This is a genomic window from Stieleria magnilauensis (assembly GCA_007753675.1).
GTDB lineage: Bacteria > Planctomycetota > Planctomycetia > Pirellulales > Pirellulaceae > Stieleria > Stieleria magnilauensis.
Genome location: CP036432.1, coordinates 5,060,884 through 5,083,593, shown reverse-complemented (window position 1 = coordinate 5,083,593; position 22,710 = coordinate 5,060,884). Strand labels below are relative to the sequence as shown.

Below are 22,710 nucleotides of genomic sequence, written 5' to 3'. Positions count from 1 at the left end.
CGTTATTGTTTTCGCACTTCGATGACGTACCGCATCAGGTCATTGAATTCCTTGCGGCTCTTCAGTTGCCGGACCAAGTTGGCCGGCATCAGGGAAACCTTGGATTCTTTGACGTCTTCAATGTCGTCTTGGGCGATCTTGATCGGCTCGGGTTCGGCGAGGTTTCTCAACACCATCTCGTCGTCGTTCTCGGAGATCCGCACGCCCGTGTGAACCTTGCCGTCGGCGGTCAGCACACTCACTTGTGCGTACGCCTTGTCGATCAACTTCGAAGGATCCAGGATCGCCTCGACGAGTTGCTCGGCGGTTAGCTTGGTCTTGAGGGTTGCCAGATCAGGACCCAAGCGGCCTGCCCCGCCCGGCGGGTCATGGCACGCAAAGCAGGCGGCGGCGGACTGGTAGAAGACCTTCTTGCCTCTTCGCAGATTCCCTTGCTCGATCGCGACCTTGACCAGTTCTGCGGTCGGCGTGCCGAGCAGTTCCTCTTCCAGGGCTGGATTGGAGAACTCCTCGACGTCGGCTGCCGGATCGTTCGTCATCAGGGCTTGCTCGAGCGGGTGTTCGGCGAGCAGGTCGTCGGGCGTCCAAAACGTCGAACGGCTGGTCGTCTGTTGACGGACTTGTTTGACGCTGGCGGGACGGACCGGCGAGGCTTGGTTGCCCCAGGTGTTGCGGACGAAAGTCAGCACTGCGGCCATTTCTTCGTCGTTGAGCAGCGAGCGGAACGCGGTCATCGGCGGGACGCCGCGCGACGGGTCATAGGTTTTTCCGTTGACCGTCAATTTGCCCCACAGGCCGTGCAAGGTCATCTTGATCAGACGCTCTTCGCTGCCGGTAACCCAGGGGCTGCCGATCAGTGACGGATAGATGTTCGCGCTTCCTTTTCCGTGGGTTTGGTGACATGTCGCACAGTGCGATTCGCGTTGGAAAACCTCCGCGCCCAGTTTGTACACCTTGCGATCGGCGCGACTGAGGTGCTTGGGGGGATCAAACTTGACGAACTCGACTTCGGCCGGTGCGGCAAATCCGCTCGCTCCGGTGGCGTCCACGTTCTCCCAAAAGTGTTTGACCGTGTTGGCCGCGACAACGGCGTGCTTGACGTCGGAGCTTAACAGCGCGTCGAGCAAGGCTTCATTGCGAACGCCGTGCTGTTGGTGCAACCACAGGGCTTCGAGCAGGTGATGGGCCTCGGTTTCGTCGTTCGGGTCAAAATCTTTGATCCATTGTTGCGCCGCGGCGATCACTTCGTCGGAATCACGGGCACTGAGTTCGACGCGGGTCCGGTGACGCACCCCGTTGACCGGGTGCTTGAGGTTTTCCAGCAGTGCGGCGATCGGTTGGCCGTCAATCTTGACCGGTTCTTGCAGCGGTCGACCCTTGACCGTCAGACGGAAGATACGTCCATGTTTGTGGTCGCGGTTGGGGTCGCGAATGTTGTGTTGCATGTGACCGATGATGGCGTTGTGCCAGTCGGAGACGTACAACGCGCCGTCTTCGCCGATGACCGCATCGGTCGGACGGAAGTTGCGGTCTTCGCTGTTGAGCAATTCAATCCCCGGCGTTCCCCAAACGTGTCCGAACGCGCGGTCTTTGCCGTTTCCTTCACGATCCAGCGAGTACTGTTTGACACCCAGGAAGCCGATCGTGTTGCAGATCAAGAAGTCGTCCTGCAACTCCTCGGGAAAGTGCTGGGAAGATAAAATCGCGTTTGCCGCGACCGGGCGGAATTCTTTCTCCAGCAGGGTGTGCATCTTGAATCCGTTGCCTTCGGGACGCACCTGATACGACTTGCCGCCGGTGCCGTCGTTGGCGTAGCAGTAACCCCAGTAGTCAAAGCTGGTGCCGTGCGGGTTGGGTGAATTGCCGGCGTGCGGGGTGATCACAAAGGTGCGTGGGTCAAAGCGATACATCCCCGAGGCGCCGATGTGCAGGTTTTGCTTCCAAGGCGTTTCGTGGTTGTGCACCAGGAAAATCCCACTTTGCCAATAGATGCCGCCGTCCGGGCCGTACACCAGGTTGTTCGCTGCATGGTGCGTGTCGGCGGTGCCAAGCCCTTGCAGAATGGGATAACGCACGTCCGCCACATCGTCCCCATCGGTATCCTTCAAGAACAGCAGGTCGGGGCCTGAGGTGACGATCACTCCGCCGCCCCAGAATTCGAAGCCGAGCGGATTGTGGACGTGGGCAAAGATCTTGCGGATGTCCGCGGTGCCGTCTTTGTCCGTGTCCTCAAAAATCATCAGGCTGTCGTTCATCTCCTTGCCGGGTTCCCACTTGGGATACGTGTTCCAGCTTGCCGCCCACAGACGACCTTTGGCGTCGACCTGCATCTGCACGGGGTTGGCCAAGTCGGGAAATTGAACTTCGGACGCAAACAGGTTTAATTCGTAGCCTTCGGGCACGTTGATCTTGGCCATCGATTCTTCGGGGCTCAAGTAATCGATGCTGCCTTCTTTGGCGGCGCTGGAACTTTTGCTGCCCCCGCCGACGTTGGAGATCACTTTCACCGGCGGCGGGACGTTGCTGTCGTCGACGACATATTCTTTGCCTTCGACGGCAGCCCAAATCGCTTTGTCACGATTGGCGGTCATCACGTCCAGCATCACTAATTCGTGTTTGAGAACGTCGGCATTGCTTTGACCATCGACGAAGGTCAGCGTGGATCGGCCGCCCCAGATGTCGTTGCCGTCGGTGGCGTGATAGCGATTGTGCCAATGCCAGTTCTTGTCCTCGACCGCGGCGTAGACATCGCCCAAGGTGTCGGCGGCCGGTGCGGCTTTGCCGAGCAATGCGGCGGAGATGATTTCGCTGAGTTTTTGGTATCCGTTGCCGTTCAGATGGATGCCGTTGATCGTGTACCGATCGGCACTGGACTGGAACAACTGCAGGGTCGGCGTGTACAGGTCGACGTAGGTCGCTCCCGTTTCCGCAGCGGCTTTGCGGGTCGCTTCGCTGTAGACGGCCAGGTTCGCGTTCAGCTCTTTCCCCTCGGGCAAGTGCCGATCACCCGTGAATTCGTAGGCGATGGGGCTGAACAGGACAAAGCGAATTTGCTTTCCCGCTTGCTTGCGCAGATCCGTGTAGCGCTGGACCAATTTCACCAGCTCGGCACGATAGGCATCCGCACCGCCCGGCCCCGCAAACGATTCGTTGTAGCCGTAGAATGTGAAAACGACGTCCGGTGCCACGTGTTGCAAGTATTCGGCATCATTGGTGAACCCCTGGTTGCGGGGTCTCTTGTTGACCATGTCGCCGGAAAAGCTCATGTTCCGAAAGCTGACGTTCATGCCCTTCAAATGGCTCTGCAGCACCGTTTCGACCCAGGGATCGTGCTGCATTCGGTCGGCCAGGCCGTTGCCGTAAACGGCAACCACGTCGTTGGGCTGAAATTCGAACGGTTCAGCAGCGTCGGCCGAGGGATGAAAAACCGCTGCGGACAAAACGCCGACGAGCAACAGTGGAATAAGAGTGTTCTTCGGCATTGCAACGAAGCTGCGGATGATGTTCATGAGGCTCTTGTTGATTGGGGGGCTGTTCTCGAAAGCGAACAATGCCCGTGCGGAAAGCGCGTGGTGGCGAACGATGGAGTCGGTGGAGAATTTCTGGGCGGAGATCCGGAGATTGTAATCGAGACGGCGAAGTGCAGAAGGGATCGTGCCGCGCGCGGTGGAGAATCGTGACGCGGAGGTGCTGTTTTGGCGATTCACCCTCCTAGCAGCGCGGTCGGTCGGGGTCTGTCCCCGGCCGGTTGTCCCCGGCCGGTTATTGCTATCAATGGGGGGCGGTGTCGACGGTCGGGGTCTGTCCCCGGTTGGATGGGGCCTGTCCCCGGTTGGATGGGGTCTGTCCCCGGTTGGATGGGGTCTGTCCCCGGTTGGATGGGGTCTGTCCCCGGTTGGATGGGGTCTGTCCCCGGTTGGATGGGGTCTGTCCCCGGTTGGATGGGGTCTGTCCCCGGTTGGATGGGGTCTGTCCCCGGTTGGATGGGGTCTGTCCCGGTTGGATGGGGTCTGTCCCCGGTTGGATGGGGTCTGTCCCCGGTTGGATGGGGTCTGTCCCCGGTTGGATGGGGTCTGTCCCCGGTCGGATGGGGTCTGTCCCCGGTCGGATGGGGTCTGTCCCCGGTCGGATGGGGTCTGTCCCTGGTTGGATGGGGTCTGTCCCTGGTTGGATGGGGTCTGTCCCTGGTTGGATGGGGTCTGTCCCTGGTTGGATGGGGTCTGTCCCTGGTTGGATGGGGTCTGTCCCTGGTTGGATGGGGTCTGTCCCTGGTTGGATGTTGCTATCAATGGGGGCGGTGTCGATGCGTTGGGGGACGCCGGGGTGTCCGTCTCGCTGGAAGGGGGGATTCCCCTCGACGCGGGCCCGAGTTCAACGCAGCGATTGATCTTGTCGCCAGCCCGCGGGGAATTCTAGATCTGGGCCATGATCAGACTCGCCCCAGTCCGGACCCGCCTCTTTGGGTGGGCCGCCTTAATGCTTCTTTCGTCGGTAGCCGGCTGCGCCGGTCCCGACGTTGCGGGCACCTTCCGGACCGAGTCTCCGCCGCCCTTCTCGGCCAGCGGAACGGCGGTGACGCCCGATCGCTGGTGGACGACGTTTGACGACCCCGGGCTGAACCATCAGATCGACGCCGCGCTGGGCGACAATTTTTCATTGGCGGCTGCGCTTAACAGGTTAGCTGCGGCGCGTGCGCTGACCCGTCGCGAAGCCTCGGACTTGTGGCCGGACATCGACGGCGTGGCCGAAATCGGCGGTGTTTTCGGTCCCGGCAGCGATCAAACCAGTTACACGCTGGGGCTCGATACGTCCTACCAGGTGGACCTGTGGGGGCAAATCGAATCGCGGGTCGAGGCCGAACGGCTTCGCGCGGCGGCGACCGCTGCGGACTACCACGCGATCGCACTGACGTTATCGGCCGAGATTGCCCGCACTTGGTTCTCGCTGATCGAAGCCCGCGCCCAATTGGCGTTGGTCGAAGAACAAATTGAAACCAACCGCAACGGCGTGATTGCCCAAGAGCTGAAGTTCGGTTCCGGGGAAGTCGGCGGCCCTGACGTGCTTCGACAGCGTCAATTGGTCGAATCGACCCTGGAGCAATCGGCGGTGGTCAAGTCCCGAATCGACGTGCTGGAACATCAATTGGCCGTGTTGCGCGGTCAGCTGCCCCAGCAAGCCAGCTTCTACACGGGCGCCGAACTGCCCGGGTTGCCGCCGCTGCCGGACACCGGCTTGCCATCGGAATTGCTGAAACGCCGCCCCGACGTGCGCCGCGATTATCTGGCGTTCATGGCCGCCGATCGCGATCTGGCATCGGCGATCAGCGCCCGCTACCCGCGACTGAATCTGAGCGCATCGGTGCTCAGCGTCGCCGATCACCCCGAAACGCTGCTCCGCGACTGGTTTGTCGGCATCGGCGGGCAACTGATCGCGCCGCTGTTTGACGGCGGACAGCGACGCGCCGAAATCGATCGCACCGCCGCCTTGGTTCGCCAGCGGTTCAACGAGTACGGCGAAACCATGCTGACCGCGTTCCGCGAAGTCGAGGACAATCTGGCGCTGGAACGCTACCAGCTGGAACGATTGAAACATCTCGAAGCGCAATCGGAGTATGCCAGACAGGCCTCCGATCAGCTACGTCGACGCTACCTGTTTAGGGAGGCCGACTACCTGGATGTGCTCAGCGCGACCACGGCCGAACAAAGATTGCAGCGCGAAACGTTGGCCGCCCGACTAGACTTACTGCTCATCCGCGTCGCGCTGTACCTGGCGTTGGCCGGAGATTTTGAAACCCGTCCGCAAGAGCCGTTAGAGTTCCAGGGGTTGGCTGTGCCTGAAGAAGTGTCCGTCGAGGAGGCGAACGGCGGCTCGGAGATCGAGTCGCTGCCGGAGCCGGCCTCTGAGTTGGAACAACTGCTCAGGTCCGTGGAGCCGTTTCCCGCCCGCGATGCAAATGAATGACGCCCAGCAACGACGCCCCGTTTGGCGTTGGCTCCGCTTGATCGCCAATGTGCTCGTCTGTTTCGCGATCCTCGGCGCGTCGGCGGCCGCCATCGTCGTGATCAATCGGACCGAACCGACGGCGCAAACGATCAATGCCACCCGCAAGTCGGCCGCGCTGGTCGAAACAATCACGGCGCGTCGCGGAACATACCGTCCCCGCTTGTCCGTGCTCGGCACCGTCCAGCCCGCCCAGGATATCGTGCTCAGCCCACGCGTCAGCGGACAGGTGATCGAGCTTTCACCCCGATTCGTTCCCGGCGGAATGGTTCGCGAAGGTGACTTGCTGTTGCGTATCGATCCGGCCGACTTCGAAAACGCTCTGTCGATCCGCAAGAGTGAATTGGAGCAAGCCCAAGCCTCCTTGGAGATCGAGCAGGGGCGGCAGAGTCTGGCCGAAAAAGAACTCGCCTTGTTGGAAGGGACGATCGGCGAAGCCAACCGTTCGCTGGTGCTGCGCGAGCCGCAAATCGCATCGATCCGAGCCGAGTTCAACGCGGCCAAGGCGGCGGTCGAGCGGGCCGAGTTGGACCTGGAGCGAACCCGCGTGAGCGCCCCCTTCGACGCCCAGATCCTAAGCCGTTCGGTCAACGTCGGTTCGCAGGTTTCACCCGGCGATGAGCTGGCCCGACTGGTCGGCATCGAAGAGTACTGGGTGATGGCCGCCGTCCCGGTACGCAGCTTGCCCTGGATCGAGTTTCCCAATCCCAATGATCAGGCAGCATCCGACGCGGCTGATGTCACCGCGTTGGGGTCGACCGTGCGGCTGCGAAACCCCGGTTCGTGGCCCGAAGGAACCGAGCGTCTGGGGCAGATCGCGCGGATGATCGGCACGCTGGATCAGCAGACGCGTTTGGCGCGAGTCCTGGTCACCGTGCCCGATCCGCTCGGTCAATCGTCCGACGCCCCGCCGCTGATTTTGGACACGTTGATCGAAACAGAAATCGAAGGCAAACCGATCGAAGACGTGGTGCGACTGGAACGAAAACTGGTCCGCGATAGCGACACGGTCTGGGTGATGAAAGATGGAATGTTAGAGATCCGACAAACCGACATCGTGTTTCGCGACGCCGACTACGCCTACATCCGCAGCGGTCTGGACGACGGCGACGAAGTGGTCGTGACGACGCTGGCGACCGTCGCAGACGGGGTCGGGCTGCGCAAGATCAACGACGCCTCGGATCCCGAGGAAATCATCGGTGGGGAGTCGGCCCCGTGAAGCAGCCTGCGGTGAATCCAAAAACGGCGACTCCGGACTTGGCGACTCCAGCGTCGCCCGCCCGCCCGTCGACAGCTGGGCCGATCGCTTGGATGGCACGCAATTCGATCGCGGCCAATCTGCTGATGATCATTCTGCTCGGTGGCGGAGTCTGGTCGGCCGCCGTGATCCAGAAGGAAGTCTTTCCACAATTCGAACTGGACATCGTCGAAGTCAGCGTCGACTATCCCGGTGCCGCGCCGGAAGAGGTCGAACAGGGAATCTTGCGACCGATCGAGGGCGCCGTTCGATCGGTCGAAGGCATCCGCGAAATCACCAGCGAAGCACGGGAAGGTCGGGGCGAAGTGCTGATCGAAATCGTCGCCGGCCAGCAACGGATGAAAGCGTTCCAGGACATCGAGCAAGCGGTCAGCCGGATTCGCACGTTTCCCGATCAGATCGAACAGCCCGAAGTCCGCTTGCAGTCCGAACAGCGCGAAGCGATGCAGGTGGCGATCTACGGTCCCATCGATGTGTGGTCCTTGCGCAAGTTGGCCGAACAGTTGCGGGACCAGTTGCAAGCTCACGACCAGATCACACAAGTCGAACTGCGACGGGTGCCGGCTTACGTCACGCACGTCGAGATCCCGCGTCAACGGCTGCGCGAGTACGGGCTGACGCTGCCCGACGTGGCGGACATCATCCGAACGTCCAGCCAGGATGTGGCGGCCGGTTCGGTGCAAACCAGTGGCGGAGAGATTTTGTTGCGGGTGAAGGCTCGCAAGCAGTGGGCCGATGAATTTGCGGCCATGGAAATCGTCTCCGGCCGTGACGGTCCGGCCGTCACCCTCGGTGACATCGCCACGATCCGTGACGGATTCGAAGAAGTCGGCTTTCATTCCCAGTTCAGCCAGACGCCGTCGGTGGAACTGGACATCTTTCGTACCGGTTCCCAGTCGCCGACCGACGTTGCCGATGCGGTCCATCAGACGATGCGAGACTTTGAAGGCGTGTTGCCACCGGGCGTGAAGTGGCGGATCGATCGCAACAACGCCGAAGAGTTTCGTCGCCGCTTGAATCTGGTGTTGAAAAACGCGGTGATGGCGGTCTGTATCGTGCTGTTGATTCTAGCGTTGTTTCTAGAGATGCGGCTCGCGTTTTGGGTGATGATGGGCATGGCCGTCTCGTTCATCGGCGGGATCTTGTTGCTGCCCCTGGCCGATGTCAGCATCAACATGATTTCCCTGTTCGGTTTCCTGGTCGTGTTGGGCATCGTCGTCGATGACGCGGTGGTGGTCGGCGAAAACGTCTACGAAAAACGACAGGAAAGCGACGACGACGAGCAAGCCGCGATCGACGGGACCCGCGAGGTCGCCGGTCCGGTCGTCTTCAGCATCCTGACCAACATCGTGGCCTTTGTCCCGCTGATGTTTATCCCCGGGGAGACCGGCAAGTTTTGGGGGCCGTTGCCGATCGTCGTGATCTTGGTGCTGTCCCTGTCACTGGTTGAATCGCTGTTTATTTTGCCCGCACACCTGGCGCATGCCCGTGCCGGTGGACGAAAAGGCCGTGGCTTGGGGGCCACGCTGCACCGCGGCCAACAGGCATTCGGTCGGGCGTTCAATCGCCTGGTCGAAGTGGTGTTCCGTCCCGTGCTGTTCGGGTGTTTGCGATTCCGTTACATCACCGCCTCGACCGCGCTGGGTCTGTTTCTGGTCGTCGGCGGCTACGCCACCAGTTCCCACATGGGCATGATCCTGATGCCCGAAGTCTCCGCCGATGAAATCGAAGCCGGTGTGCGAATGCCGGTCGGGACCACGCAAGCCCAAGCGGCCGAAATCGCCAAGGCCGTGACCGATGCCAGTCTGCGGATGTTCGAAGAGCACGACCTGTACAAAGTCGCCGAGGGCATCAAGACCAACGTCCGTGGAGAGAGCTTTATCGATGTGGAAATCGTGATGAAGCCGCCGGATCAACGCGACATGACCGCCGGTGAAGTGATCGAATTGTGGCGCGAATCGATCGGGGACTTGCCGGGCGTCAGCCAAGTGACCTTTGAAGCCGAACGAGGTCCCGGCGGGGCTCGTCGCGCGATCAGCATCGACCTCAGCCACAGCGACATCGGCGTGTTGGAAAAGGCATCGCAAGCCTTGGTCGAGCGATGTGAAAGCTTTGCCAACGTCCGCGATGTCAGCGACAGCTACAACAAGGGCAAGGTTCAATACGACTTTCGGCTCCGCCCCGAAGGCCGCGCGCTCGGGCTGACCGATGAAGAATTGGGCGAACAGCTTCGCGGCGCGTTCTTCGGTTCACTGGCGCTGCGGCTGTTGCGCGGCACCAATGAAATCGAAGTCCGCGTCAAGTTGCCCGAGGACCAGCGTGAAGACATTTACAACCTCGAAGACATGATCATTCGCACGCCGTCGGGGGCCGAAGTGCCGCTGCTGGACGTCGCGGAACTCGAGCAATCGCTGGCCTTTCGATCGATCGACCGCCGCGACGGAAGACGGGTGATCAACGTGTCAATGGATGTCGAACCCAAACGCGCGGTGACTCAAGTGATCGAAGCGCTGCGCACCGAAGCGTTGCCCCGGTTGCGCGCCGACTACCCCGGCATCACGTGGAGTTTCGAAGGCAGTGACGCGGAGATGCGTCAGGCGACCGCTTCGCTTTGGGGATCGTTCGGTCTTGCCCTGGCGGTGATCTATTCGTTGTTGGCCATCGCGTTTCGCGGTTACGTTCAACCCTTGATCGTGTTGGTCGCGATTCCTTTCGGGATCGTCGGTGCGGTGCTCGGCCACATCCTGCTCGGTTATGACTTGTCGCTGGTCAGTCTGATGGGCGTGATCGCCCTGTCCGGTGTGGTGATCAACGATTCGTTGATCATGATCGACTACGCCAACCGCCGACGCGTGGAAGGTCGCTCGGCGTTTGAAGCGATTTCTCAAGCCGGGCTGCGGCGATTTCGCCCGATCCTATTGACGACGCTGACCACCTTCGGCGGGTTGATGCCGCTGATTTTCGAAGACTCTTTGCAAGCCCAATACATCATCCCGATGGCGATCTCGCTCGGGTTCGGCATCTTGTTCGCCACCGCCATCATCCTGGTCCTGGTCCCCTGTCTGTACCTGATCCTTGAAGACATCCGACGACCTGCCGGCCGTTCACTGTGACCGAAATCGTTTGCGATAGGCCAACGGTGTCATGCCGGTGAAACGGCGAAATCGTTTGGTGAAGTGACTCTGATCAAAGAACCCGACTTCGACTCCAATGTTGGTGATTGATTCGGACGTCCGCGTCAATCGGTCTCGCGCCTCTTGGATGCGTCGTGACAGAATGTACTCCGTCGGTGACATTCGCAGCACGCTACGAAAGCGATGGTTGAATTGTGACGTGGACAAACCGGTCATCGCGGCTAACGCCTTCATCGAGAGGGGCGTTGCATAATGCTCATCGATGAACCGAATCGCGGGTGCCAATTCACTGAAGAACGAGGCCTCTTCGGCGGGGGTCGCGATCGGGTACATCGCGCCGGCGATCCCGATCACTTCTTGGTCGGCAGAGAACAGCGGCGTCTTGGTCGAAACATACCATTGCGGCGTACCGCGGACGTGTGGCACCAGCCAGACTTGATTCGGAATCGTGCGTTTTAATTGCATCACGCGTCGGTCTTCGGCGTGGTAGGCGTCGGCCAACGCCGGCGGTTGAAATTCGCTGTCGGTGCGTCCGTAAAGCTCTTCGACGTCGGTCAAGCCGAATACATCCGTCAGGGTGCGGGGATTCACCGCGATGTAGCGCTGTTGGCTGTCCTTGGCATAAAAGAGCACCAGCGGCAACGACTCGAACAGTTCGGTGACACTGCGGACACCCGGGTTTTGCCTCAGAAAGGCATCGCGGAATGCCTTGCCGGTGGTCGGGGGGGATGTCTTTGCCATCGGCAAATCGTACCAAAATCCATCCAAGCAGGTACAAGACCCGCCGTCAAAAACTGCGATAATGACAGGCTCCCCTACGCCCTCCCGCCATTTCCTTCCCCTCATCCTTGCGACATGGTTGCACTGAAAAATCTTACCATCGCTGCCTGCTTGGCCCTGGCCCTCGGGGGCGGCCCGGCCGCATGGTGTCAGACGCCGATCTCGTTCAATTCGCAGATCCGCCCGATCTTGTCGGAATACTGTTTCGCCTGCCACGGTCCGGACGAAGAAACCCGTGCCGCAGATCTGAGGCTGGATCAACGTGAGCCCGCGTTGGACTACGGTGCGATCGTCGAAGGGGAACCGGACGAAAGTCTGTTGATCGAGCGAATCGTGTCGGAGGATCCGGACATGCTGATGCCGCCACCGGAAACCGGCAAGACGCTGACGGCGGCACAAAAGGAGTTGCTCGCGGAGTGGATTCGTCAGGGCGGTGAATACCAAAAGCATTGGTCGTTCGAACCGCTGCCCGAGATGATTGCGATTCCAGAGTCGGCGGATGATTGGCCGCGGACCTCCGTCGACCCCTTCGTGGCTCAGAAGCATCGGGAAAAAAAGTTCCGGCCGAACCAAGAAGCAGACAAGGCGACGTGGCTGCGGCGAGTCACGTTCGATCTGACCGGGCTGCCACCGACGTTGTCTGAACTGGACGCGTTCCTGGCCGACTCGTCAGACGATGCGTACGAGAAAGTGGTGGGGCGTCTGTTGGCATCTCCGGCTTACGGCGAACGGATGGCGGTGATGTGGCTGGATGTTGCGCGGTATGCGGACACGTTCGGTTACCAAAACGATATTCCGATGGAAGTCTGGCCGTGGCGGCAGTGGGTGATCGAAGCATTCAACTCCAACATGCCGTACGACCAGTTCATCACCGAACAAATCGCCGGCGACCTGATCCCCAATGCAACGGTCTCACAGCGGTTGGCCACGACATTCAATCGACTGCACCGACAAACCAACGAAGGCGGTAGTGTCGCTGAAGAATTTCGTTTGACCGGCATCACCGACCGGACGACGACGGCGGGCACCGCATTCCTGGGGCTGACCATGGAATGTTGTCGCTGTCATGACCACAAGTTTGACCCGATCAAACAAAAGGAGTTCTATCAGCTTTCGGCGTACTTTTCCGACATCGACGAACTCGGCCTCTACTCGCACTTCACCTTCTCCGCACCCACACCGGCGATGTTGTTGTATGAAGGTGACCAACAACAGAAGCACGAAGCGGCAAAGCAAGCGATCGCGGAAGCCGAAGCATCGCTGGAGGCCGCGATCCAAACGGCACGCATTGAGTGGGAGTCGCGCCAGGACGAATGGATCGAAACGTTGCCCGATCCCCGTGAGTCCGTGTTCGCTTCACCGTTGGAAGGAACGGTCGACGGCGTCGTCGGCAAGGCGACCGTCTGTAACGGTGACGACGCGATCGAGTGCAAGGACGCTCCCCTGTTCGGGCGGACATCGGAATTCTCCTACAGCCTTTGGGTTCGCCCCGAATCGCAAGGGCCGCGAATGATGGTGCTGCACCAATCCCGAGCCGCCGAAGACGCCGCCTTCCGTGGGTTGGAACTGACCCTCGACGACGGTCACCCGCAATTCTCGATGATCCACTTTTGGCCCGGCAATGCGATGAGGGTCCGTTCGGTCGAACAGATTCCGACCGAACGATGGACACACCTTGCGGTGACGCACGACGGCAGCGGTCGTGCCGACGGGGTGCTGATTTTCGTCAACGGAAAATCCGTCGAGGTGGAAGTCATTCGCGACCAGCTGACACGCGACGTGCGGCAACGAACAGAATGGGGTGATCTGGATGTCGATCGAGTGTCGCTGGCGTTGGGCGCGCGTTTTCGTGATATCGGATTCCGCGGCGGATGCGTCGATGACCTGAAAGTCTTTGACGTCGAACTCTCGACGGCCGAGGTGCTTTCAATCTTCGCAGCCGTACAACCTGAAAACACTCCTCCCGCCGTCGACCCCGAGATCGCGTTGCAGCATCAATTGCTCACCGCTGACGAAACCGTCGCCCAGGCGCGGCGCCGACTGGCGAAAGCTCGCGAGATCGAAAACGAGCTTGTCACGGGGGTGCGAGAAATCATGACGATGCGTCACTACGAAAACGCGCCGCCGACGCACGTACTCGGTCGTGGCGAATATACGAACAAGACAGAACGAGTCTCCCCCGGCACCCCCGCGTTGGCCGGCGGCTTGCCCGAGGCCGACGGCGACCGCTTGTCGTTGGCCAAGTGGATGACCGATCCGCAGAACCCGCTGACGTCCCGGGTGATCGCCAACCGCATGTGGCATTTGTTCTTTGGGCGCGGCATCGTCGTCACGCTGGAAGATTTTGGTTCCCAAGGAACACCACCCACGCACCCCGAGTTGCTGGACCATCTCGCTCGGTCGCTGATGAACAACGATTGGGATCTGCATTGGCTGTGTCGCGAGATCGTGCTTTCGTCGACGTATCGCCAGTCTTCCAAAGTCGACGACCCTCAACTTTATCAGCGTGATCGCGACAACACCTGGTTGACTCGCGGCCCCAAGCATCGACTCTCCGCCGAACAGCTGCGTGACACCGTACTGGCGGCTAGCGGATTGCTGGTCAAAAAGATCGGCGGACCCAGCGTGATGCCGTACCAACCGGCAGGTCTTTGGCGAGAATCAGGCACCGGCAAGTCGTACAACCAATCGACGGGCGACGGGCTGTACCGACGCAGCTTGTACACGTTTTGGAAACGGACCGCACCGCCGCCGACGATGTTGACGCTCGATGCGACCAGCCGCGAAAGCTGCACGCCCCGACGCGAGCTGACGACGACGCCGCTGCAGGCACTGGTGTTTCTAAACGACCCCCAATACGTCGAAGCGTCACGTGTGCTGGCGGAATCCTTGGTGCAAACGCATCCCGATGACCACGATGCACGCTGGAACGAACTGTTCCGCAAAGTTCTCAGCCGTCCACCCAATGACGGTGAACGAGAGGTGATCAACCAGTTGTATCACGAACAACAGACGTATTTTTCGAAGAACGATTCTCTCGCCGACGAGTTTCTCAACGTCGGCGCTCAGCCGCTGCAGGATGCGGCCGAGCGAACGGATGTGGCGGCGACGACCATCGTGGTTCAAGCCCTGTTTGCCTACGACGAATCCATCATGCTCCGATAAATGAGCGGTAACGACATGGACTTTTCAACCACACGACGACACTGGCTGCAACAGTTTGGCATGGGGTTCGGAGGGATCGCCGCAGCGCACATGCTGCAACGCGATCTTGCCGCCGCCGCCCCAGCCGGCTCGCACGGTCCCGGCATCCCCAGCGGCGGAGTGGTCAACCCGACTCACCACGCACCGAAAGCCAAACGAGTGATTTATTTGTTCCAAGCCGGCGGACCCTCGCAGCTGGAAACCTGGGACTATAAACCGCTGCTCAATGAGAAACAGGGTGAACCGTTGCCGGACTCGGTTCGTCAAGGCCAACGCTTGACGGGCATGTCGGGTAATCAAGCGATTTTGCCGCTGGCCGGTTCGATGTACAAGTTCAATCGGCACGGCGAAAACGGCACCTGGGTCAGCGAGTTGATGCCGCACATGGCCAAGCAGGTCGATCAGATCGCGGTGATCAAATCGATGTACACCGAAGCGATCAATCACGATCCGGCGATCACGTTTTTGCAAACCGGCAACCAGCTCTCCGGCCGACCCAGCATCGGTTCCTGGTTGCACTATGGCCTGGGTAGCGAGAACGACAACCTGCCGACCTTTGTTGTGCTGGTGACCAAAGGCAAAGGCGGCCAGCCACTGTATTCGCGGTTGTGGGGCTCGGGGTTCCTGCCCGCACGTTATCAAGGCGTCCAGTTTCGCTCGGGCAAAGAGCCGGTGTTGTACCTGTCCAATCCGCCTGGTATTTCGGCGGGCAGCCGACGCAACATGCTCGATCGGCTCAACGATTTGCACCAACTGGAACAGGATCGATTGGGTGACCCCGCACTGGCGACGCGAATCGAACAATACGAGATGGCGTATCGAATGCAATCGAGCGTTCCGGATGTCGCCAACCTTGCCGACGAACCGCAAAGCGTCAAAGATCTCTATGGACCCGACGTTTCAAAACCAGGATCGTTTGCCGCCAATTGTCTGTTGGCCAGGCGGTTGGCCGAACGCGGCGTTCGCTTCATTCAGCTTTACCACCAGGGTTGGGATCACCACGGGAACATCCCCGGTGGCATGAAGACCCAATGCCGGGACACCGATCAACCGTCCGCCGCACTGCTGCAAGACCTGCAGCAGCGCGGATTGCTGGACGACACGTTGGTGATCTGGGGCGGCGAGTTCGGACGGACGAATTATTCTCAAGGAACGTTGACGGCCACCAATTACGGACGTGACCATCATCCGCGTTGCTTCACCATGTGGATGGCCGGCGGCGGCGTGAAGCCCGGCGTCAATCACGGCGAAACCTGTCCGTTCGGCTACAACGTGGTTGCCGATGGCGTTCATGTGCGAGACTTCCACGCGACGTTGTTACATTTGATGGGCATTGACCACCACCGCCTGTCTGTCAAATTCCAAGGCTTGGACGCCCGGCTGACCGGTGTCGAACCGGCACGGGTTGTCAACGAAATCCTGGCGTAGACTCAAGCGGAAGCCTCTCCCACGTTTGAAACATCATCGGTCCAACCAAATACCATGCACTTCATCGTCCCAACCCCAATCGTATTGATCGCGTTTGTCGCCTTCACCACAGCTTGGATGCCAATCGCAACGGTCAGCGGCCAATCGACCGATTCGATTCCGTCCCGACCGGCTGACCGGCCCAGGGATCTGCCGGACAGTCTGCCGGATAGTATGCCGGACAGTGCGAAGTGGATGGCTTCGCTTAGCAGCGACGCGTTGAACGTTTATCGCGACGGGCAAACGTTGTGGTTGCAGCCGACTGCGGAATCGATCGAAGCACGCAAACTCAACCTTCCGCGGCTTTGCGCCCCAATCCGTTCGTTGCGCTGGCACGGCGATGCCGAACGCGAGCTTAATTTTGTCCCTGAGCCGGACCATTGGCGGTTCTCCTGGAAAACCCCTGTCGATTCGGGTTCGATGATCCAAGTCGTGTTCGACGGCGATCCGCTGTTGCCCGGTGAAAGTTCGCCGGCGGAACCTGACGGCGACGGTTCGGTCATGCTGTTTGCGCATCAGGCTGCGACCTTCGGCGAAAAGCTGCGTTTTGAGCCACAGTGGTACAAGAACACCGTCGGCTATTGGACTGTTGCCAAGGACTATGCCACTTGGGATTTGAAACTGGACCAGCCGGGGCGTTATTCCGTGGCGGTGCTGCAAGGCTGTGGTCAAGGCCAGGGGGGCAGCGATGCCGTGATCACACTTCGCGACGAAGCGACCATCGTCGCCGAACTGCCGTTTCAAACGATCGACACGGGGCACTTTCAAAACTTTCGCTGGAACCACCTCGGCGATCTCACCGTCAGCGAGCCGGGAACGTATCAATTGCGAATCGATGCTACGAGAATCGCAAAAGGTGCCTTATTCGACGTCCGCGCGATCCACCTTGTCAAGCAAGCGAAGTAGCAACTACTCCTACCGGTGGTTGTTGACGAGTTCACGATGCAATCGATGGTTGATTAGTTGCAAACCTAGACACTGCCCTTCCGGCAAACTCGACCGAGCACTTTACGTCTGGTTCTCGCGGATGAGTTCGATGATCCGCTTGGGATGGGGAAGTCGGTGGGCGACAACTTCCAAGTCGTCTTGGCCGGAACTCGAGATGCCGATGCCGCCGACGTTCAACAGTCGCTGAAAGAAAGTTTGGTCGAGCTGAATGTTGCGGACGTCGTCGTGCTGGACTTCCGATGTCTCACGCGACACGATGCCTTTTTGATAGATCGTTCGATCGTTGGTTACAGTCAATGTGGTGAACCGGCTCAACAGCATCCAATAGCCGACAACGAATGCAATCACTAACAGCACGATTGCACAGAGCCACGTCAATAGGGAAGCGGGACCAAGCACCATCGTTTCATCGGTATAGCCCGCTAACGATATCCCTGCGACCGACATGATCATCAGCACAACAGCGGCAATACCGACAACGGCGACCACGAGAGTAGCGATCGGTCGAGAGCGGAATACGACCGGGTGGACTTCTGCCAGCGTACGTTCATCAGGTCTGGACGCCATTTGTTTCGCATTGCGGCGAATCGTTCTTTCGTCCACTTCGTGAACGGATGACACGACGGCGGTCGGCATTTCAATCTCGAATGGCTTCTCACAACTCGGACAAACGACCGGGCCATCGAGGTGCTCCATCGTCGTCTCGACATCGTGCTTGCAGAACGGACACTTTGTGGTGAGGACTTGCATGGGAGGCGATTTCGGCGTTTGGGAAGCGGATTCGGTGCGTCCCTCAAGCCGGGTGCACATCATGTGCCATTTGAAACCTCGTTCGTCTCAGCCTCATCTTGTGGCTCGAGGATAGACAAACCTCTGCGAGGAACGAGTCTAGCGGACGAATTCATCAGTCCGACCGCGTTCTCTACCATTCGTTGGTTTCGAATCTGCCATCTTGGATCAAACGACTGACGTGAAACCGATCAGCGTTGATCGCAGCCGAGGTCATGCCGATCTGAACTCAACGGTGTACCAAAGCGATCTGGCACGACCGCGGTACGGCGTAAGCCATTTGATACCTTGTCGTCGTAAGGCATGCCCCGGACCACGGCCCGTCGGTTCGGCATTGGCAGCAGTGGAAGTGAAATTTATACCGGTTCCGACGCGAACCTATTCGTTCTGTTTGGCCGCTTCGATCAGGGCATCAATTTCCAGCACCTGTTCGTGGGGGATGCGATTGCGCTGATACTTGTTCCAGAGCAATTCACGCAGGGTTTCGAGATCTTCCAACTCGATGACCGGAAATTGAGTCCATTCGGTGTCCGACTTCAGTCGCGATTGGAGTTTCCATTTGCCGCCGTGGCGGGTGGCGGTGACCAGACGCGTGGCGCCTTCGTTGGTTTTCTCACGCCATTCGTGTTTCTTCATGATCCGCAACCGCCGTTGTACGCGCAACTCTCTGATTCTTCCCGATTCGATTCGTCATCGGCAATGCATTCGCCCTGCCGTTGCGACATCCTTTTTCAAGGTATGACTTCAGTATCTGCACCGCCACCAGTGCTGTCCACCAGTCGAGTCAACCGTTGCGGACGAAATCATGCCACTGCACGCTGTCGGGCAATGTCGAGGACGCTGCAAACTCCAGGTGCAAGATCCGTCGATGACGTGTCGTGCCCGGCTTGGACGGACCACTGCAATGGCTGATCAGCGGGCGCATTGCCAGTACATCACCGGCGGCGGCATGAATGTCAACCGCCCCGTCCAGGCATTCTCCTTCGCTGTTGCTGGATCGATGCGATCCCCGGATGACGCGCAGCGGGCCGTTTTCGTCGGTGACGTCGTCCAAGTGAATCCGCAGCGTGAGCATCTGCTTCAAGACTTCGTCGCATGCGATCAGGTGTGGCACCCCGGCTTTCGTGGTGGGGCGTGAAAACGATGCGGACGTGATCGAGTTGTCTTTCACCGCGACCGAAGTGTCCTTGTGCCATGCCAATGCCCAAGTGCGATCCGGTGGCTTGTCAAAGAACAGGGCACGCACCAAACCGAATCCCGTGCCGAGTCGCTCACGCAGGAATGGCAACAGTGGATCACGCTGCCAAACGGTTGTCACCTCCGCAATCGACTCGATCAGATTTCGCGCCGCATACACATGGCCGCGACTCGACCGCGCCCGCACCCCCTGGCTGTCATCGTCAAAGGCGCGGCTGCACGCCACGAGCAAGCTCGCGATCGATTCCGCGGGCACGGCTTGCTCGAGCAGACAAAACCCGTCGCGGTCCAGTTGCCAGTCGTTCATGTCGGCAGCAGCGATTCTACTTTCCTCGCTTCATCGCCTTTTGCAGCCCTTCGGCTTCGCCGTACAGCGGTGAGTCGCTGCCCCGGCTGCCGGGGACCATCGGCGCGTCCTGGGCGGGCACCCACTGGCGATGCTCAGCGATGATCGCGGCAAGCTTCGGATCGCCGGCGAGATTGTTGTGTTCGTCCTTGTCGCGACGATGGTCGTACAGTTCTTCTGAACCGTCGCGATAACGGATGTAGTGATAGTCCCGCGAATGGATCGAGTGATTCCCCGGTCCAAACGTGCAAATCGCGGGATGACTCCACGGCGATGCGGCATCGTTCAACAATCCGTTCAGGCTGTGCCCGTCCAGTCCGTCCGGGATGGGCAGTCGGCACATTTCCGCCAACGTGGGATAGATGTCGATCAAACCCACCGGCGCGTCGCAAACCGCTCCGCCGGTGACCCCCGGTCCGGCGACGATCAGCGGAACCCGCGTGGTTCGCTGCCACAGACTACGCTTGGCCCACTTGTTCTTTTCGCCGAGGTGGAAACCGTGATCGCTAAACAGAACGACGATCGTATCGTCACCAAGCCCGGCCGCGTCGACCGCATCGGTCACCATTCCCACCAGATGATCGACAAATGAGATGGAAGCCAAGTAGGCCTGCACGGCATGTTTGTCTTCGCCGTTGTCTTTCATCCACTCGTATCTCGGAGCGGTCGGATTCAGACTCAACTGAACCGCGATCGGCGGCACGTCGTCAAGGTCTCCGTCCTGCGCCGGCGGCATCACCAGCGTCTGCAGCGGATACATGTCAAACCATTTTTTCGTGGCGTAGATTGGCACGTGGGGCAGATGAAAGCCGATCGCCAGGAAGAACGGTTCATCGCGTTTGGCCAACTCCGGAATCCGCTTGGCGGCCCACGCCGCGGTGTGATAATCCCGTTGGTCTTCGTCGGCAATGTCGATCTGGCCCCAATCCCAAGCGGGATGCGAACCCGGCACCCGGTACCGCAGCTTTTCGTTTTGTCCGGGCGGACGCCGGTATCCGCTCGATCGCTGAACATGATCGAACGATGCCGCGTCTGAAGGACCATGAAACACCTTGCCCATCGACTCGGCGCGATAGCCGCCGGCGCGAAAATGTTGGAACATCGTCACGGCATCGCGGGTCACGTCGACGTCGCGAAAACCGGGAGCCAAAAAGTAGTGGCCTGTCGTTGACGGTAGCTTGCCCAGCAACATGCTGATCCGAGACGGATTGCAAATCGGTGCCTGGCAGTGCGCGTTGGTGAAATTCACACCCCGAGACGCCAGTTTGTCGATCTGCGGCGTTTGCACTTGGGGATGCCCGTCCAAACATCCCACCCAGTCGTTGAGATCGTCGATGGCAACGAGAACGACATTGGGGTGTTCGGCGGCGACCGCGCCGGTGAAAGACATCGCCAGCGAAATGGCCAACAGGATGGATCGGATCAGGGGCATCAGAAAGACCGTTTGCGGCGTCAAATGTGAATCAGGGCGTCTGGCATCATACCATTTTCGCGATCAGAACGCGTCGTTTGCGGAGTGAGAGACGTTGGTCAAAAAATGGGTTGGTCGAAAAATGGGGGCGGTCGAAAAATGGGGGCGGTCGAAAAATGGGGGCGCGGCAGGCGGCGGGGTCTCGAGTCGGGCCCGAGTGACTGCCTTCATGTTTTGACCGACCCATTTTTTGACCTTCTTCCCTCGACCCAATCGATCCCCCTACCTGACGCGAAGGGCCTCCACCGGGATCACCGCCAGCTCGGCGCTGTTGAGATTCCCGCGGCGGCCGCCGTTGTTGGAATACCCGACGTACAATTTGCCGTCGTGCTCGATCGCGCAGGGATAAGACAGACTCAGTTGTTCGGCGGATTCTCCCGGCTGATCGCGATGCACGGAGCGGCGGATGACAAACACTCGGCTGAATGTGTTTTCGTTCGGGCGAGAAACGGCGATCGTCAGCGGTGTTCGCTTTCCCCCGTTGTCCTCGGCCGTGGTGCAGACGAGGTACCGCTGGCCGGTACTCAACACCCCGGCGGCAGGCTTGGAGGTCGCCATGGGGAGATTGCTGGGACGGGATGCCGACCAGGTGCGGCCGTAGTCCTCGCTGGTCGCGGCCAACGCCACCGCCGCGCCGCCGTATCGAGCGAGATTAAAAACATTCTTGCCGTCGACAAACAGCGATGATTCTCCCCACATGCGATTGACCGAGTTTTCGACGGGAATCGGCACAAGGTCCCAGCGGGTGAAGTCGTCGCCGTGACTGATCGCAACCGCGGCCGGGAACGCTTTGTCGCCCGAGTAGCGTTTTCCGAGGAATCCGGGCATGATCCAATTGCCATCGTCCATCGGCACGGGTTGATTCATCGGCCAGAAACCGCGTTGCAGAACGATCCCCAGGGGTTCCCAATCGCCGGTCGCTTCATCCAAGCGATAGGCACGCGTGTGAATGCGATCCATGCGTCCGTAATAGGCGCCGTGAAACGCCCACAAGGTTTCGTTGTGAGAAAGGAAGACGCCGTGGCTGACGGCCAGATTCTCTTCTTCACCGGCGTCGATCACCTGCAGCGGTCCCCAGGTCTTCCCGCCATCGTCACTGACACGATACTGGGCTTCTTCGGTGACCGTGTTTTCGGCACCCCGGTTGTGCCCAAACGACGCGAACAGCCGTCCCTTGTGCCAAGCGAGTGAGACGCCGTGTAGAAACGTATAGCCGTCTCGCGGTTTGTCCCACTTTTTGATCACGTGAAATTCAACGTCGGTCAATTGCGGCAACGCGTCGGCCTCAGGAAGCGGTGCTGCGGGGTCCCATAACGGATAGGGCGGTGCCGGTTTGGCAATCGGATGTGTCGCCGTCACCGGTCGATACTGCGCTGCGATCTCATTGGGCGTCAGCGCCCGCGAAACAAACTGGGCTTCATCCAATGCCCCCAGCAACGTCTGCCGAATCTGCCCGTCGTCATTCACGCCACCGAACGTCAGCGGTGCCCCCGTCGAACGGATCGGATGGTCTAGCTTGACGGTTCCGTTGATCGCTCCATCAACGAACAACTCGGCGCGATCCCGTTTCATCACCAAGCCAACCTGGTGCCAACGGCCAGGTTGTGCCTGCGGTCCCTCGACGGTCAGCCAGCGACCCTGCCAGAGATAAAGTCGAAAACGCCCGTCGCGGTCGACCATCAGCGACCACTCGCGTTCGTCCATCGAATATCGATTCTTGGCGGCAATCATCTGTTGATCGCGATCCAATGAGTAGGGGTTGACCCAGATCATGAATGTGAATTCGTCAGGCTCGAAAGTACTTTCGACGCCTTTCACTTCGAGGGTCGACTGGCCGTCCAACACGACGCAGGTTCTGTCGACTCCATCTCCCGCACGAGCGTTACCGTGGAGTTCGATGTCGGACGAATCGACCGCATCGAGTGACCAGCGAACGGAATCCTCGGCTGGTGCTGCCAACGACACACCGCCAAACAACAACAGAATCGACACGCGGGCAATGGTATTCATGAATCCTCTCTTCTACTTCTGACCGACCGGTCTTGGCGGCGATTCCAGTGCTTCGAGCTGCGGGACGACATCTCCCGACGATCGTCTGCCGGGACATTCATCGCGA

Annotated in this window: 13 protein-coding genes; 6 read left to right on the top strand and 7 right to left on the bottom strand. The window is 59.7% G+C overall.

Features of this window, described 5'->3' with window-relative positions:
* Positions 1–2: 2 nt before the first annotated feature.
* Entirely contained in the window at positions 3–3,509 is a 3,507-nt protein-coding gene (locus tag TBK1r_RS17805) for a PVC-type heme-binding CxxCH protein (RefSeq protein ID WP_419581477.1), read from the bottom strand.
* A gap of 967 nt (positions 3,510–4,476) precedes the next feature.
* Between TBK1r_RS17805 and TBK1r_RS17795 the strand changes: the two genes are divergently transcribed.
* From TBK1r_RS17795 to TBK1r_RS17785, 3 genes are all read left to right on the top strand, one after another.
* Entirely contained in the window at positions 4,477–5,961 is a 1,485-nt protein-coding gene (locus tag TBK1r_RS17795; RefSeq protein WP_145213377.1) for a TolC family protein, read from the top strand.
* Complete coding sequence (locus TBK1r_RS17790) at positions 5,954–7,219, top strand: efflux RND transporter periplasmic adaptor subunit (protein WP_145222788.1); 1,266 nt, start codon at positions 5,954–5,956, stop codon at positions 7,217–7,219. The genes TBK1r_RS17795 and TBK1r_RS17790 overlap by 8 nt, the downstream gene beginning before the upstream one ends.
* A 92-nt stretch (positions 7,220–7,311) precedes the next feature.
* Positions 7,312–10,371, top strand: coding sequence for an efflux RND transporter permease subunit (locus tag TBK1r_RS17785; protein ID WP_145213374.1), 3,060 nt, complete (start codon positions 7,312–7,314; stop codon positions 10,369–10,371).
* On the opposite strand, the gene TBK1r_RS17780 is transcribed toward TBK1r_RS17785, so the two are convergent.
* Positions 10,363–11,133, bottom strand: coding sequence for an AraC family transcriptional regulator (locus tag TBK1r_RS17780; protein WP_145213371.1), 771 nt, complete (start codon positions 11,131–11,133; stop codon positions 10,363–10,365). The two genes, TBK1r_RS17785 and TBK1r_RS17780, sit on opposite strands and share 9 nt — an antisense overlap.
* Before the next feature lie 114 nt (positions 11,134–11,247).
* Here TBK1r_RS17780 and TBK1r_RS17775 point away from each other — a divergent pair, with 114 nt between their 5' ends.
* Genes TBK1r_RS17775 through TBK1r_RS17765 form a run of 3 tightly spaced genes read left to right on the top strand, consistent with a single transcriptional unit; the run spans position 11,248 to position 16,749 of the window.
* Positions 11,248–14,337, top strand: a complete 3,090-nt coding sequence (locus TBK1r_RS17775) for a DUF1553 domain-containing protein (RefSeq protein WP_145213368.1) — start codon at positions 11,248–11,250, stop codon at positions 14,335–14,337.
* Entirely contained in the window at positions 14,338–15,804 is a 1,467-nt protein-coding gene (locus tag TBK1r_RS17770; RefSeq protein ID WP_145213365.1) for a DUF1501 domain-containing protein, read from the top strand.
* 54 nt (positions 15,805–15,858) lie between these two features.
* Positions 15,859–16,749: a hypothetical protein gene (locus TBK1r_RS17765; protein ID WP_145213362.1), complete on the top strand. Its 891-nt coding sequence runs from the start codon at positions 15,859–15,861 to the stop codon at positions 16,747–16,749.
* A 102-nt stretch (positions 16,750–16,851) separates the two neighbouring features.
* Here TBK1r_RS17765 and TBK1r_RS17760 read toward each other — a convergent pair whose 3' ends face one another.
* From TBK1r_RS17760 to TBK1r_RS17740, 5 genes are all read right to left on the bottom strand, one after another.
* Positions 16,852–17,541, bottom strand: a complete 690-nt coding sequence (locus TBK1r_RS17760) for a PH domain-containing protein (protein WP_145213359.1) — start codon at positions 17,539–17,541, stop codon at positions 16,852–16,854.
* 417 nt (positions 17,542–17,958) lie between these two features.
* The gene (locus TBK1r_RS17755; RefSeq protein WP_145213356.1) at positions 17,959–18,216 is read right to left on the bottom strand and encodes a hypothetical protein; all 258 of its coding nucleotides are present in this window, start codon (positions 18,214–18,216) and stop codon (positions 17,959–17,961) included.
* A gap of 148 nt (positions 18,217–18,364) precedes the next feature.
* Positions 18,365–19,084 carry a phytanoyl-CoA dioxygenase family protein gene (locus TBK1r_RS17750; protein WP_145213353.1) on the bottom strand — a complete coding sequence of 240 codons (720 nt, stop codon included), beginning with the start codon at positions 19,082–19,084 and terminating at the stop codon, positions 18,365–18,367.
* A 16-nt stretch (positions 19,085–19,100) separates the two neighbouring features.
* Positions 19,101–20,555 (bottom strand): sulfatase, encoded by a 1,455-nt coding sequence (locus tag TBK1r_RS17745; RefSeq protein ID WP_145213350.1) that lies wholly within the window; start codon positions 20,553–20,555, stop codon positions 19,101–19,103.
* Between the two features lie 261 nt (positions 20,556–20,816).
* Positions 20,817–22,604, bottom strand: coding sequence for an exo-alpha-sialidase (locus TBK1r_RS17740; RefSeq protein WP_145213347.1), 1,788 nt, complete (start codon positions 22,602–22,604; stop codon positions 20,817–20,819).
* Between the last annotated feature and the right edge of the window lie 106 nt (positions 22,605–22,710).